At 40.2% G+C, this 14,069-nt stretch carries 16 protein-coding genes; 14 read left to right on the top strand and 2 right to left on the bottom strand.

Translation table 11 applies throughout. The annotated features are described in order from the left end of the window. The first annotated feature begins 67 nt into the window (after window positions 1–67). From paaA to paaD, 4 genes are read left to right on the top strand one after another with little or no spacing between them, the layout of a single operon-like run. Window positions 68–1,012: a 1,2-phenylacetyl-CoA epoxidase subunit PaaA gene (gene paaA, locus ACH30E_RS04345; RefSeq protein ID WP_490823808.1), complete on the top strand. Its 945-nt coding sequence runs from the start codon at window positions 68–70 to the stop codon at window positions 1,010–1,012. Between the two features lie 59 nt (window positions 1,013–1,071). Then, window positions 1,072–1,440, top strand: a complete 369-nt coding sequence (paaB, locus tag ACH30E_RS04340; RefSeq protein WP_366517218.1) for a 1,2-phenylacetyl-CoA epoxidase subunit PaaB — start codon at window positions 1,072–1,074, stop codon at window positions 1,438–1,440. A 17-nt stretch (window positions 1,441–1,457) separates the two neighbouring features. Continuing rightward, window positions 1,458–2,210 (top strand): 1,2-phenylacetyl-CoA epoxidase subunit PaaC, encoded by a 753-nt coding sequence (gene paaC / locus ACH30E_RS04335; protein ID WP_294990928.1) that lies wholly within the window; start codon window positions 1,458–1,460, stop codon window positions 2,208–2,210. 6 nt (window positions 2,211–2,216) lie between these two features. After that, complete coding sequence (gene paaD, locus ACH30E_RS04330) at window positions 2,217–2,744, top strand: 1,2-phenylacetyl-CoA epoxidase subunit PaaD (protein ID WP_490823805.1); 528 nt, start codon at window positions 2,217–2,219, stop codon at window positions 2,742–2,744. Here paaD and ACH30E_RS04325 read toward each other — a convergent pair. Continuing rightward, window positions 2,741–3,748 carry a DUF4421 family protein gene (locus ACH30E_RS04325; RefSeq protein WP_490823804.1) on the bottom strand — a complete coding sequence of 336 codons (1,008 nt, stop codon included), beginning with the start codon at window positions 3,746–3,748 and terminating at the stop codon, window positions 2,741–2,743. The genes paaD and ACH30E_RS04325 overlap by 4 nt on opposite strands. 55 nt (window positions 3,749–3,803) lie before the next feature. Here ACH30E_RS04325 and ACH30E_RS04320 point away from each other — a divergent pair, with 55 nt between their 5' ends. From ACH30E_RS04320 to ACH30E_RS04285, 8 genes are all read left to right on the top strand, one after another. Beyond that, window positions 3,804–4,580: an enoyl-CoA hydratase-related protein gene (locus ACH30E_RS04320; protein WP_490823802.1), complete on the top strand. Its 777-nt coding sequence runs from the start codon at window positions 3,804–3,806 to the stop codon at window positions 4,578–4,580. Further along, window positions 4,581–5,003, top strand: coding sequence for a hydroxyphenylacetyl-CoA thioesterase PaaI (paaI, locus tag ACH30E_RS04315; protein ID WP_490847326.1), 423 nt, complete (start codon window positions 4,581–4,583; stop codon window positions 5,001–5,003). Beyond that, on the top strand, window positions 5,000–5,608 hold the full coding sequence (locus ACH30E_RS04310) for an acyltransferase (protein ID WP_490823800.1): 609 nt from the start codon (window positions 5,000–5,002) through the stop codon (window positions 5,606–5,608). Before paaI ends, ACH30E_RS04310 begins: the two co-directional genes overlap by 4 nt. A 408-nt stretch (window positions 5,609–6,016) precedes the next feature. Beyond that, window positions 6,017–7,036 carry a GTPase ObgE gene (obgE, locus tag ACH30E_RS04305; RefSeq protein ID WP_490823799.1) on the top strand — a complete coding sequence of 340 codons (1,020 nt, stop codon included), beginning with the start codon at window positions 6,017–6,019 and terminating at the stop codon, window positions 7,034–7,036. A gap of 248 nt (window positions 7,037–7,284) precedes the next feature. After that, a complete protein-coding gene (locus ACH30E_RS04300) occupies window positions 7,285–7,695 on the top strand; it encodes a hypothetical protein (RefSeq protein ID WP_490823797.1) in 411 nt (136 codons plus the stop codon). Between the two features lie 169 nt (window positions 7,696–7,864). Further along, the gene (locus ACH30E_RS04295) at window positions 7,865–8,251 is read left to right on the top strand and encodes a hypothetical protein (protein WP_294990905.1); all 387 of its coding nucleotides are present in this window, start codon (window positions 7,865–7,867) and stop codon (window positions 8,249–8,251) included. 54 nt (window positions 8,252–8,305) lie between these two features. Beyond that, window positions 8,306–8,587, top strand: coding sequence for a hypothetical protein (locus tag ACH30E_RS04290; protein ID WP_490847325.1), 282 nt, complete (start codon window positions 8,306–8,308; stop codon window positions 8,585–8,587). After that, a complete protein-coding gene (locus tag ACH30E_RS04285) occupies window positions 8,580–9,035 on the top strand; it encodes a GNAT family N-acetyltransferase (RefSeq protein ID WP_490823795.1) in 456 nt (151 codons plus the stop codon). Before ACH30E_RS04290 ends, ACH30E_RS04285 begins: the two co-directional genes overlap by 8 nt. Before the next feature lie 54 nt (window positions 9,036–9,089). On the opposite strand, the gene typA is transcribed toward ACH30E_RS04285, so the two are convergent. Next, window positions 9,090–10,904 (bottom strand): translational GTPase TypA, encoded by a 1,815-nt coding sequence (gene typA, locus ACH30E_RS04280; protein WP_490823794.1) that lies wholly within the window; start codon window positions 10,902–10,904, stop codon window positions 9,090–9,092. Between the two features lie 200 nt (window positions 10,905–11,104). On the opposite strand from typA, the gene ACH30E_RS04275 reads away from it, so the two are divergent. Then, entirely contained in the window at window positions 11,105–12,109 is a 1,005-nt protein-coding gene (locus tag ACH30E_RS04275) for an alpha/beta hydrolase (protein WP_490823793.1), read from the top strand. An 827-nt stretch (window positions 12,110–12,936) separates the two neighbouring features. Next, window positions 12,937–13,986 (top strand): 3-oxoacyl-ACP synthase III family protein, encoded by a 1,050-nt coding sequence (locus ACH30E_RS04270; RefSeq protein WP_490823792.1) that lies wholly within the window; start codon window positions 12,937–12,939, stop codon window positions 13,984–13,986. The last annotated feature ends 83 nt before the right edge of the window (window positions 13,987–14,069 follow it).

Genomic DNA, 14,069 nt, shown 5'->3' with positions numbered 1-14,069 from the left:
ATTTGAATACTAACATTTGTTAGCAGGAGTCTATTCTTTTCGTATTTTTACGATTCAAATAATGGGTATGGAAAAAGACATGTTGCAAATGTTTCAGGAGAAGATCGATAAAGAGATCCGAATTGAGCCGAAAGACTGGATGCCGGAAAAATACCGTCAAACATTGATCAGGCAGATCAGTCAACATGCACACAGTGAAATCATTGGTATGTTACCAGAAGGTAACTGGATTACCCGTGCACCAAACCTTAGAAGAAAAGCCATCTTATTGGCGAAGGTTCAGGATGAAGCAGGTCATGGTTTGTATTTATACTCCGCAGCAGAAACCCTTGGTATTAGTCGCGATGAAATGTATGACCAGCTACATACTGGTAAGGCAAAATATTCTTCCATCTTTAACTATCCTACATTAAGTTGGGCAGATATGGGTGCTATTGGGTGGCTGGTAGACGGCGCTGCTATTATGAACCAGGTTCCTCTTTGCAGAACCAGTTATGGACCTTATGCACGTGCAATGGTGCGTGTTTGTAAAGAAGAAAGTTTTCACCAGCGTCAGGGTTTTGAAATATTACTAACCCTGAGCAGAGGTAACGAAGCTCAACGCAAAATGGCCCAGGATTCAATTAACCGCTGGTGGTGGCCGAGCATTATGATGTTTGGACCAAAAGATGATGAGAGTCCAAATACCATTCAAAGCATGAAATGGAAAATCAAAAGATTTACAAACGACGAATTACGTCAAAAGTTTGTAGACATCTGTGCCGAACAAATTAAAATACTCAACCTAACCATTCCTGACCCTGATTTAAAATGGAATGAAGAAAGGGGCCATTATGATTTTGGTGCTATTAACTGGGATGAATTCTGGCAGGTAATTGCAGGCAATGGACCCTGCAACAAACAAAGACTCGACGCCAGAAAAAAAGCCTGGGAAGAAGGCGCATGGGTAAGAGAAGCAGCATCAGCACATGCAGAAAAGAGGGCACAAAGGCTGGCAGAGAAAAGGGCCTGAGCGTTTAATTTTTGAATTTTGATTTTTGATTTTTGATTTAGAAATTCTATCCAACTAAAATGAAACAATACATCCATAAATATTACTACGGCGATTACGGTGAAGGTAAAAATGGGGCGGCGGATATTTCGACCTCTGGAAAAAACCAACATGAATGGCCTTTGTGGGAAGTTTTTATTCGTAGTAAGCAAGGACTTGATCATAAACATGTAGGCAGTTTACATGCCGTTGATGCTCAGATGGCCATTGAAAATGCCCGCGATGTGTATACTCGTAGAATGGAAGGTATCAGTATCTGGGTGGTTGAAAGCAAATACATTCATGCCAGCAATCCGGATGATGCGGAAGCATTATACGATCCGGCAAATGATAAAGCTTATCGTCACCCAACTTTTTACGATTTACCAGACGAGCTTACACATATCTAAAGGCAGGAAATATTATCATGAACAATTCTCTGATCAACTTTACACTTCACCTTGCAGATAATGCATTAATCATTGGTCACCGTAACAGCGAATGGTGTGGTCATGGACCAGTGCTTGAACAGGACATCGCCGTTACCAATATTGCCCTTGATTTTATTGGACAGGCAAGAAATTTTTATCAATACGCTGCATCACTTACTGGCAATGATGCTACAGAAGATAGTCTTGCCTACCTGCGTGATGTTCCTGAATTTAAGAATGTATTGATTGCAGAATTACCGAATGGAGACTGGGCACAAACAACATTGAGACAGTTTTTTTTCAGTGCGTACCAATATTATTATTACCAACAACTGCAAAAATCCAGCGATACAACATTAGCTGCTATTGCGGAGAAATCGCTTAAAGAAGTAACCTATCATTTACGATGGAGCAGTGAATGGGTTATTCGTTTAGGAGATGGTACAGCAGAAAGCAAAGAGAGATTACTTAATGCCCTGCAAGAATTATGGCCTTATACAGGAGAACTATTTCTACCTGCTTCTTTTGAAACAGACATGCTTCAACAAAACATCGGTGTTGATCTTGTCTTGGTAAAAGAAAACTGGGAGAAAAAAGTAGCCGAGATTTTTGCAGAAGCTACCATTGAAGCTCCGGAGAAATCATGGGCACAACAAGGTGGAAAAACAGGTATTCATACGGAATACCTGGGCTATATACTTGCTGAAATGCAGTTTCTTCAAAGAGCTTATCCCGGAGCAACCTGGTAAATAACTATGACGATCATTCATCAACATAACAGCGATATTAAAAATGAATTGCTACAACTGTTACAAACAGTAAGCGATCCGGAAATTCCGGTCTTGTCTGTTATCGACCTGGGTATTATAAGGGATGTTCAATCTACCATATTACCAGATGGCTCTATTCAACCCATCATTACCATTACCCCGACCTATAGCGGTTGCCCGGCAATGGATGTAATTAGTATGAATATCAGACTTGTATTATTAGAGGCAGGTTATAAAGAAATCACCATAAAACAGCAACTATCTCCTGCATGGACTACAGATTGGATGAGTGAAGATGGAAAGAATAAACTTAAAGCTTATGGAATTGCACCACCGAATCATAATCAATCCGTTTGTACACCAGATGCATTTCAAAAAGAAGTAGCCATTCAATGTCCGCAATGTAATTCCTGGAACACTACCCTTGTAGCACCATTCGGAAGTACTGCATGTAAAGCTTTATATAAATGTGAAGATTGCAAAGAACCTTTTGACTACTTTAAATGTCATTAAAGTATTTTCCTGAGTAATGCCGGTGCAGAGAATCTTTTTCCGATATATAATTCCAATCCATAAAAACGTCTGCGGGTTCTTGACTCATCATCTCCTGAACCATATTGGTATAAATATCCATTAAAGCCTGTATACCAGGTTTCCCTTGTATAAGAAATACCTCCCTGAAGAAAATACCCGGTTGATACCCTGGTATCTTTATTACTGATTTTCATCAATTGGGTATCGTATGAATTGGTATTAATGAAATTTACACCCATAACCGGACCTGCAGCGCCTGCTAATGACCAGTCTTTCCGAATAACAACCGCAAATGCTAAGGGAACACGAAAATTAATATCCAGGTATTTATCATCTGACGAAGCTCCTACTGTGGGAACTATAGTAGGATCTGTTAGTGACATCTGATAAACAGATAGTGCAGGTATCAGGCTGAAGGCTTTTTTAACCTGTTTAGATTTGCCCGAGACCATTGCAACATCAGAAAATTTTTTATTTACGTTATACACTACAGATCCACCAATAATTTTTGTGGTAAGATTATTAAGTTGAAGATATGGATCACCTGGTCGCCAGCCACTTATCAATTCACTGGTATTTTGAATATAATAGCCTTTTGCTTTTTGATAAGTTAGGGTAATATCCAAATCGCCCAATACCATTTCCATATCGAATGTACTACGCTTGTTATCACCTTTTATCTGAGATTTCTCCTGATTTAAGTAAGCGGGTGTAAAAGAATACCTAAAGTTGACCCATCTGTACTGAAACAATAAAAATTGTTGCAGGGTTCTTCTGGGCGTAATCTCAAACCTTAGTTTCGATTGAGGATAAGCAACAACAAACTCCAGATTATTGGTTTGTAACCCTGTAGAAATATTCAGTTTCTCCCGATAACTGATCACATCAATAGAATCGGAATTATTTTTTAGCCGATGCTCCTGTGCAGCTAACCTAAGTATTTGGAAACACAAAAACACCAACAGAAAAAATAGTCGTTGCATGCTTTAAATTAAGAAAAAAGATGAAATAGGTGTAGCTTAGCTTTAAAATAAAACGATGGCTCCTATTGAATTTCATATCGAAGCAGGTGTTGCCTATCTAACACTTAACAGGCCAGACAAACTCAATTCTTTCAATCGGGAAATGGCTTTACTGTTACAATCAAAACTAGATGAATGTGCATCACTCCATGAAGTAAGAGCAGTTTATCTGACAGGAGCAGGCAAAGGATTTTGTGCCGGTCAGGATCTCGCAGAAGTAGTTGATCCTAATGGACCGGGCATGCAACGCATTTTGAGCGAACATTATAATCCTATTATCACACGATTACGAAATATGCCCAAGCCTGTGGTTGCTGCCGTAAATGGTGTAGCTGCTGGAGCCGGTGCTAATATTGCACTTGCCTGCGATATTGTGGTAGCTGCACAATCTGCATCATTTATTCAGGCATTTTCAAAAATTGGGTTAATACCAGATAGTGGGGGTACGTATACTTTACCAAGATTAATCGGATGGCAAAAAGCCAGTGCCATAATGATGCTGGGCGATAAGATTAATGCAAATACTGCTGAAAAAATGGGCATGATCTATCAGGTTTTTGAAGATGAATTATTTATTGAATCATCCAAACAAATTGTTACTAATCTTGCACAAATGCCTACCAAAGCATTGGGATATATCAAACATGCCTTAACCCACTCTGCCAGCAATTCACTGGAAGAACAATTATCACTGGAAGACGACTATCAGCAGAAAGCAGCGGCTACCGCTGATTTTAGAGAAGGAGTTGCTGCATTCCTCGAGAAAAGAGCACCAAAATTCAAAGGACAATAAATGAGTACAATGAATAATCCTTTTAAACAGGTAGTAGATCACATGATGAAGCACGACCAGTTCTCACAATGGCTGGGCATAACTGTAATTGATATTCAGGAAGGATATAGTAAGATTAATATGACAGTTCGTGAAGAAATGATCAATGGATTTGGTATTGTACATGGCGGCATCGCTTTTTCATTAGCAGATAGCGCATTTGCCTTTGCCTGTAATAACCGTAACAACCTTTCTGTTGCTTTAGATACTTCCATCAATTTTACCAAAGCCGTTCAGGTGGGCGATCAGTTAACCGCAGAGGCAAAAGAAATTCATAATGGCAGAAGTACAGGCTTATACCATATCACCATCACTAACCAAAAAAATGAACAGGTGGCACATTTTAAAGGCACTTGCTTTAGAACCGGCAAAACACTGATATGATCTGTCAATTCAAAGAATTTATTCCTGTTGTGGATGAAACCGCTTTCATTCATCCTAATGCCGTAGTTACCGGTAATGTAATCATTGGAAAAAATGTTTATGTAGGACCCGGTGCAGCTATTCGTGGCGACTGGGGACAGATCATCATTGAAGATGGATGCAATGTGCAGGAAAACTGTACCATACACATGTTTCCCGGTGTTACTGTATTGTTGAAAGAAGCGGCGCATATTGGTCATGGCGCCATTATTCATGGTGCAACCATTGGCAAGAATTGCTTAATTGGCATGAACAGCGTTATCATGGATAATGTGGTGCTAGGTGATGAATGCATTGTTGGTGCATTAAGCATGCTAAAAGCAGATGAACAATTTGAATCAAGAAGCCTGATCGTTGGCAACCCGGCCAAAAAAATAAAAGAAGTAACAGATGAAATGATTGCCTGGAAAACTAAAGGCACTGCCTTATATCAACAATTACCCGATGATATGCGTACACATTGGAAAATCTGTGAGCCATTAAGAACAATTCCCGATCATTATCTCCAAAACAGTGAAAGAAACCCCACAAACTACAAAACCTGGAACGAAGAACGCAATACCTGACAGCTTAGGCATAATATGCTTTTCTTTTCAACTAAAAACATCCCCATCTAATAGCGCTTGAAACTTGTGGGCCCTACCCATTGTTGTCCGGTGAAATTTAACCGTGAGCTGTAGGTGTCGCGTATGATGGAACACGGATATTCATGATTTTCAAGATCTATCATGATAAATCCTGAAAATCATGAAGATCTGTGTTCTATTAATAGCAGATAGTGCATTTACGGCAACCAAATATTTCTTTAAGCATCTGACTTTACATTTTCTCCCCTCTTTAATTCCAATAAAAGCAGAAAGTCTATAATAAGCACCCATCAAGGCTTGTAGCTTGTAGCTTGCGGCTTGTAGCCAATTTCCCCCGACAGCTTTGTTTTCGTACCTTTGTATTTCCACCAAAGTCTTGATTGAAAAGTGTCTGAGAAAAATAACTTCATCGATTATATCCGCATCTTCTGCCGCAGTGGACATGGTGGTGCCGGCGCCAAACATTTCATGCGTAATAAATTAACCGCTAAGGGAGGCCCTGATGGAGGCGATGGTGGTAGAGGTGGACATATCATCTTACGCGGTAATTCGCAGATGTGGACACTACTTCACTTGCGTTATTTTAAAAATGTATTGGCTGAACACGGAGAAGGTGGTAGTAAAAACAATTGTACGGGTCGCGACGGACAAGATATTATTATTGAAGTACCGCTGGGAACAGTTGCCCGTGATGAAGAAAGCGGAAAAATAGAAGCAGAGATACTGGAAGATGGACAGGAGATTATTTGGATGAAAGGTGGCCGTGGCGGCTTAGGTAACAGCAATTTCGCCACACCTACCAATCAGGTTCCTGAGCACGCACAGCCGGGTGAGCCGGGTGTAGAAGGCTGGAAAAACCTCGAATTAAAAGTATTGGCTGATGTTGGACTAGTAGGCTTTCCGAATGCAGGAAAATCGACTTTATTATCTGTTATAACTGCCGCTAAACCCAAAATTGCCAATTACGCCTTCACCACTTTAACACCTCAATTAGGCATGGTTGCTTACCGCGATTCAAAATCATTTTGTATCGCCGATTTACCCGGTATAATTGAAGGAGCTGCGGAAGGAAAAGGATTAGGTCATCGCTTCCTTCGACACATTGAAAGAAATGCGGTTTTATTATTCCTGATACCTGCCGATAGCGCTGATCATCGCAAAGAGTTCGAAATCCTCAGAAATGAGCTGGAACAATACAATCCGGAGATGCTGCAAAAAGATTTTATCATTGCCATCAGCAAAAGTGATATGCTGGATGATGAGCTAAAAGAAGCCATTGGTAAAGAACTTCCAAAAGGTATTCCACACTTATTTATTTCTTCTGTAACACAATCAGGATTAACTGAATTGAAGGATAAGTTATGGGAAACTTTAAACAAGCCTGTTGACGAAACTAACATTCGTTAAGATATCCGATTTATTTATATGTTAACACCGCTCACCCAAAAATCTATTTTTGGGCGGGTTACCTTTACTATCTTGCATGTATTAAGGATGTACACCAGCAATTTTAGCCGTACATCCCGGATTTTTTAAAAATCCCAACTTCTTCGCTTCTGCCAGCTCGCTTTTACGAAACTTTTACTTGCACTACGAGAAATCTTCTGAATGCACAGGAGATACGCATTAATTATTTACGCATTAAAAGAAACAACATGAAAAAGCAATCTGTACAAGCCATCGTAAAAGGAATCGTTCTTAGTGGCATTTTAACTGCCGGTACATTTATTCAGGCCAAAGCCAATGATAATACCGGTGAAGCCGTTGCTGCAAAAGCATCTGCTGAATTTAAATTTGCTGGTTCTTCTAAAGACCAGGCATCATTCAATGTAAAATTCAACAACCCAACAGGTGAAAAATTCACTTTGCTGGTACTGGATGCAAATGGCGACCTGTTTTTTAAAGAGAGTTATTCAAAAAAAGACTTCGCTAAAAAACTAGTGTTAGCCAAAGAAGATGCTGAGAAATTAACTTTCCGTATCCAGAGCGGCAACCAAAGTTTTGATGAAAACATCAACCTGTTTGTAAGCGAAACTGAAGCAAGAAAGGCTTCAGCCAAGCAATAATTAAATCATTCCCACTTAGCTAAAAACTATTTGTTTTTAGCTAAGTGTTGACCTCTACACGACGCTCGCTATATTGAACTATCACGCTTTGCTTTACGAAATATTCATTGCGATACGAAAACCTGTTTAACAGGAGCCATTTTATTACTCACGCAAAAAGAATATGAACATGAAAAAAGCAATCATTACCGGTTTATTATCTGTTGTTTTATTTACTGCAGCAGAAGCAAGCAAAAATGAAAAAACCGACGTTAACAAAGGAAAAATTGAAGTAAACTACACCGGTTTCTTCAACAACGATCTTTCCTTTAATGTGAAGTTTCACAACCCAAGTGGTAACAATGTTACACTTACTGTAATTAACGAAGAAGGTGAGAGCCTCTTTAAAAGCAATTTCTCAGACAAAAAATTCGAAAAGAAATTTGTACTGTTGAAAGATGCTAATGTCGACAAACTTACTTTCCTGTTTCAGTCAGGTAAAGATGTGTACAAAGAAAGCTTCGACATCAATGTTGTTACACGCGAAGTATCAGATGTAGTTGTAAAAAGAAACTAAAAAGAACAACCAGGCAGGAAATAGTATTGATCAGCAGTTGATCTATCATTGTGTGTGGCCGGTAACAGTAAACTGTTACCGGCCTTTTTTGCACCACTGTTAACAAAATATCACTTGCAGGTTGCGATTCGGATATTAATTTCAGGTATGCAACCACAACAATGTCTTTTCTGCGGACATATAGTTCAACTGGTACATGTGCATGGGCATTACCAGTGTCCGGTTTGCACCACCAATGCCCTACCCTGCTGCGATGGTGACAACTGTAATACCAATCAATTACTCGCCATTCAAAACGAAGCCATTCACCGCCAGCAAGTAAAATCAGATGAATAAAATCATTCGAACAGATTCCTCCAATCCGACATTCATTTCGTTGGTGCAATTGCTGGATGCAGAATTGGCTGAACGTGATGGTGCAGAACATTCTTTTTATCACCAATACAATGGTATACAGTTATTACAACATGTAGTTGTTTTATTCCATGAAGATATTCCTATCGGATGCGGTGCTTTTAAACAAATTGAAGCTGATACCATAGAAGTAAAACGCATGTATATCATACCAGATCATCGATCTAAAGGCCTTGCCACCATGGTGCTTACTGCATTGGAAGAATGGGCAAAAGAAGAAGGTTTTATTACTGCGGTATTGGAAACTGGCAAAAGACAACCGGAAGCCATTGCACTTTACCAGAAAAATGGATATGTCAATATTCCCAACTACGGTCAATATATCGGTATAGAAAACAGTGTTTGTTTTGAGAAAAGATTAATCCCATAAAAAAAGCCATCCCGTCTGAGACGGGATGGCTTTTTACTATTTAAAGTTCACCTACTATCCAGCCGCTTCAGACTGCATACTTCTGGCTACTTTTTTTCTGTCTTCTTCATTCAGCACGGTTTTACGCATGCGGATGTTTTTTGGTGTTACTTCTATACACTCATCCTGCTGAATATATTCCATACACTCTTCCAGGGTAAACTGCAATTTTGGTGTGATACGAACACTGTCATCACTACCGCTTGCACGGTGGTTGGTAAGTTTTTTCGCTTCCACAGCATTTACGTTCAGGTCTCCTGGTTTAATGTGCTCAGCAATGATCTGACCAACATATACTTCCTCTCCCGGATCAATAAAGAAGCTACCTCTATCCTGTAATTTGTCGATAGAATAAGCAGTAGTTACACCCTGGAATTTGGCAATCAATACTCCGTTATTTCTACCAGGAATTGGTCCTTTCCATGGCTTGTATTCATTAAAGCGGTGGGCCATTACAGCTTCACCAGCAGTGTTGGTAAGCATTTGTGAACGAAGTCCAATCAAACCTCTTGATGGAATATCGAATTCAAGGTGTTGCATTTCACCTTTGCTTTCCATCACCAGCATTTCACCCTTGCGCTGGGTAACCAGGTCGATTACTTTTCCGCTGAACTCGCTAGGTACATCTACTACCAATATCTCATAAGGCTCATGCTTCTTTCCATCAATATGTTTAACCAATACCTGAGGGTTACCTACCGTTAGCTCATATCCTTCACGACGCATGGTTTCAACCAATACGCCCAGGTGAAGAATACCACGACCATAAACCAGGAAGCTATCGGCACTATCGGTATCTTCTACACGCAATGCAAGGTTTTTTTCTGTTTCCTTCATCAAACGATCACGGAGGTGACGAGAAGTAACAAACTTACCATCACGACCAAAGAAAGGTGAGTTATTGATGCTGAAAGTCATGCTCATGGTTGGTTCATCAACACTGATAATTGGTAATGCTTCCGGATTTTCTGCATCAGCGATGGTATCACCAATATTGAAATCTTCTAAACCTACAACCGCACAAAGGTCACCAGATAATACTTCAGAAACCTTACGCTTACCCATTCCTTCAAATACGTACAGTTCTTTAACACGAACTTTCTTAATAGTACCATCAGCCTGCACCAATGCAATCTGCTGGTTTTCTTTAATAGAACCACGGGTTACTTTACCGATGGCGATACGACCAAGGAAAGAAGAGTAATCAAGTGAAGTGATCTGCAATTGCAAAGTACCTTCTGATACTTTCGGTGCTGGTACATATTTAATGATACCATCCATTAACGGAAGAATATCTTCTGTAGGTGTTAAACTATCGTTGAACCAGCCATTCTTACCACTACCATAGAAAGTAGGGAAGTTTAACTGCTCTTCAGTAGCATCGAGGTTGAAGAATAATTCGAATACTGCATCATGCACTTCATCCGGACGGCAATTTGGCTTATCAACTTTATTGATCACCACAATTGGGTGAAGGTTTAGTTGCAAAGCTTTCTGTAACACAAAACGGGTTTGTGGCATAGGTCCTTCAAAAGCATCCACTAACAAAATCACCCCATCGGCCATTTTCAATACACGTTCTACCTCACCACCGAAGTCACTGTGACCCGGTGTATCAATCACATTTATTTTAATACCATTATAGGTAACTGCAGCATTTTTACTGAAGATGGTAATACCTCTTTCTTTTTCAAGGTCATTACTATCCATGATCAATTCACCCGTATCCTGGTTATCCCTGAACACTTTAGTTGCGTGAAGAATCCTGTCTACCAGGGTTGTTTTGCCATGGTCAACGTGTGCGATAATGGCAATATTTCTTATTTCCATGTAAAATTTTAAGGCTGCAAAGGTACGGCATTATCGCCGGAGGGCAAAGGGATTAACTAAACTTAACCCGGATAAGTCGCAACTAGTCAAACTGTATTGTAACTAACTGTTAGTCAGTCGAATACAAAGCAATTATTTAATATAACGCTCCTAAACAGCATTCACAAACAATGCTTATCTTTCTAAAAATATCCGCAGCCATGCGATTGCTTAAGAAATTACTGCTTGTTCTGGGCCTTTTGACCCTGATATATTTACTTGGCCCCAGTCCCAAAAAGCCCCAATATGGAACTGCTCTTCCAGCCATACCCTCGAATTTGGATAGTCTTGGTGGTTATATCACATCATTAGAGTCTGCTCATAAAATTAAGCCGGATAATGAAGCCCGGATTGTATGGGCCAATGATAGTGTACATACTAAAACCCCTTATTCGATTGTTTACCTCCATGGTTTTAGTGCAAGCCAGAAAGAAGGTGATCCTGTGCATAGAAACCTTGCTAAACAGTTTGGTGCTAATCTTTATCTAGCCCGCTTATCCGGACACGGTATCGATACCAGTGATGCCCTTCTTAGTATGACCGCCACCAACTTATGGGAATCTGCCAAAGAAGCTTATGCAATTGGAAAACAATTGGGTGAGAAAGTGATTCTGATGGGCACATCTACCGGAGGAACACTGGCACTGATGCTTGCAGCCAGTTATCCTGAAATAGCCGGACTTGTTTTATTATCACCCAATATAGCCATCAATGATCCGAATGCATGGATCACCAATAATCCATGGGGGCTTCAGATTGCAAGACTGGTTAAAGGTGGAAAAATGAATATCATTCCCAATAAAACAGAAGAATACAAACAATATTGGAATGCTGCTTACCGTCTTGAGGCAGTTACTGAATTGCAGGAGTTATTAGAGACAGCCATGACAAAAGCTACTTTTGAAAAAGTAAAACAACCCATGCTCATCTTGTATTATTATAAAAATGAAAAGGAGCAGGATCCGGTAGTAAAAGTATCCGCCATGAAAGAAATGTTTGACCAGGTGAATACACCGGCAAATATGAAAAAAATGGTACCCATCCCTAATGCAGGAAGCCATGTTTTAGGCTCTCCTATTCAGTCGAAAGATATTGTAACAGTTGAGAAAGAGGCAGCCGATTTTCTACGGAATAGTATGAAAGTGCCTTTAGCTATTAGCCATTAGCTGTTAGCAGCTCTCCGGAAAAATTACGCCACAAGGTTCGAGCTACAAACCATTGCTGTCCGGGGAAAATTTGCTAGCATCTTCTGAGCCACAGGCTACATGCCACAAGCTGCAAGCAATTGGTAAACCAGACATTAAACAGGAGCCAGGTAATTAGGGAAGATAAAAAGAATAAATACAATCAGTACCCGTGGACAGACCTTCATTGGCATTGGTGTCGAGCGAAGCGAAGACAGACTAAATCATGCGCAGCAGATTTAGTCAGAGGCCAATGTAGTCTGGGAACGGGTACGGGGCCATTCGGCCCAGGAGTAACATTCAATTTTGAACAACCGCGTGATCGATTTTACTCATTGTCATAAGGTGATAGATATTGCCTAAGCCATCGTTACGGCTTATTTTAAAAGCAGGGGTTCTGTTTTCAAACTACGACAGAATGATTGCTGTAGAAGAATTTCAGAGAAAAATGATATTTTTTACCGGACAGCAATGGCTACAAACTACAAGTCTTGATGGATGCCTATTTTAGGCCTTCTACAATTATTGAAATAACCTAGATAGGTTGTGCGTATTTGTTTTGTAAAACAAGGGCTTAACAGAAGTGTTTAATTGTAGTAAATATGCTATTTAATGCTTCAAAATCAACTTGAAAACAACCCATCCTGCTTCACGCTAGACTCATAGCAAGTGGCTCGCAGTTTATAACTGATTTTTTACCAGACTTTAATGGCTCCAGGCTTCAATCTACAAGTGAATAATCATTTTGCCAGTAGCTAAAGGCCAACAGCTATTCCCTATATTAGCGTATCTAAATTAAACGATTGCCCATGCCAAGCAGTATAATAGCAGGGATTGGTATGTACGTGCCCAAAAACGTAGTTACCAATCAGGACCTCACCAGATACATGGAAACCAGTGATGAATGGATACAAGAGCGAACAGGTATTCAGGAACGCAGATATGCCCACAGAACCGAAGAAACCACCACTACCATGGGGGTTGAAGCCGCTAAAATTGCCATAGAAAGGGCTGGCATCACTCCAAAAGATATCGACTTTATCATATTCGCTACACTGTCCCCAGATTACTACTTCCCTGGTTGCGGAGTACTATTACAAAGAGCCATGAAAATGGGAGAGATTGGTGCCCTCGATATCAGGAACCAATGTAGTGGTTTTGTTTACGCACTCAGTGTGGCCGACCAATTCATCAAAACTGGTATGTATAAAAACATTCTGGTAGTAGGCAGTGAAAAACATTCCTTCGGCCTCGATTTCTCAACCCGTGGACGCAATGTTTCTGTCATTTTTGGAGATGGTGCAGGTGCCGTAGTATTACAGCCTACCGAAGCAAAAGGTCGTGGTATATTGAGTACCCATTTACACAGTGATGGAGAAGCTGCTGAAATATTAGCCATGTACAACCCAGGTACCCATGCCAACTATTGGGCAGATAAAAACTATGCAGATTTCGATGACGCTGAAATCGGACAAATGTTTATGAGCCATAACATGATCGACAATGCCCAAAACTTTCCCAATATGGATGGTCCATCCGTTTTCAAAAAAGCGGTGGTTAAATTTCCGGAAGTAATTGTGGAAGCATTACAGCAAAACGGTTACCAGCCGACAGACATCAATATGCTCATACCACATCAGGCCAATTTGCGCATCAGTCAGTTTGTGCAGCAAAAACTAGGACTCAAAGACTCGCAGGTTTATAATAATATTATGTCGTACGGCAATACCACCGCGGCTTCTGTACCCATTGCTTTATGTGAAGCATGGGAGAAAGGTTTAGTAAAAGAAGGCGATCTTGTGTGCCTCGCTGCTTTTGGAAGTGGTTTTACATGGGCCAGTGCATTAATGAAATGGTGAGTTTAACAGGATTTTACAGAAAGAAAATGCAATATTGCGGGCTTAGAAACGACTGATCTATTAGTTAGGCTATTTTGTATTTT

This window comes from Sediminibacterium sp. FW305-C-61 (genome assembly GCF_058231065.1).
This window is presented reverse-complemented; position numbering and strand designations above follow the sequence as displayed.

What these genes read in the sequence shown, in the direction of transcription:
- typA (WP_490823794.1), bottom strand. Translation starts at nt 10,904, where the DNA reads ATGGAAATAAGAAATATTGCCATTATCGCACACGTTGACCATGGCAAA.
- ACH30E_RS04295 (WP_294990905.1), top strand. Translation starts at nt 7,865, where the DNA reads ATGAAAAAAGCAATCATTACCGGTTTATTATCTGTTGTTTTATTTACT.
- paaA (WP_490823808.1), top strand. Translation starts at nt 68, where the DNA reads ATGGAAAAAGACATGTTGCAAATGTTTCAGGAGAAGATCGATAAAGAG.
- ACH30E_RS04270 (WP_490823792.1), top strand. Translation starts at nt 12,937, where the DNA reads ATGCCAAGCAGTATAATAGCAGGGATTGGTATGTACGTGCCCAAAAAC.
- ACH30E_RS04325 (WP_490823804.1), bottom strand. Translation starts at nt 3,748, where the DNA reads ATGCAACGACTATTTTTTCTGTTGGTGTTTTTGTGTTTCCAAATACTT.
- ACH30E_RS04310 (WP_490823800.1), top strand. Translation starts at nt 5,000, where the DNA reads ATGATCTGTCAATTCAAAGAATTTATTCCTGTTGTGGATGAAACCGCT.
- paaC (WP_294990928.1), top strand. Translation starts at nt 1,458, where the DNA reads ATGAACAATTCTCTGATCAACTTTACACTTCACCTTGCAGATAATGCA.
- ACH30E_RS04300 (WP_490823797.1), top strand. Translation starts at nt 7,285, where the DNA reads ATGAAAAAGCAATCTGTACAAGCCATCGTAAAAGGAATCGTTCTTAGT.
- ACH30E_RS04285 (WP_490823795.1), top strand. Translation starts at nt 8,580, where the DNA reads ATGAATAAAATCATTCGAACAGATTCCTCCAATCCGACATTCATTTCG.
- ACH30E_RS04320 (WP_490823802.1), top strand. Translation starts at nt 3,804, where the DNA reads ATGGCTCCTATTGAATTTCATATCGAAGCAGGTGTTGCCTATCTAACA.
- paaI (WP_490847326.1), top strand. Translation starts at nt 4,581, where the DNA reads ATGAGTACAATGAATAATCCTTTTAAACAGGTAGTAGATCACATGATG.
- paaB (WP_366517218.1), top strand. Translation starts at nt 1,072, where the DNA reads ATGAAACAATACATCCATAAATATTACTACGGCGATTACGGTGAAGGT.
- paaD (WP_490823805.1), top strand. Translation starts at nt 2,217, where the DNA reads ATGACGATCATTCATCAACATAACAGCGATATTAAAAATGAATTGCTA.
- ACH30E_RS04275 (WP_490823793.1), top strand. Translation starts at nt 11,105, where the DNA reads ATGCGATTGCTTAAGAAATTACTGCTTGTTCTGGGCCTTTTGACCCTG.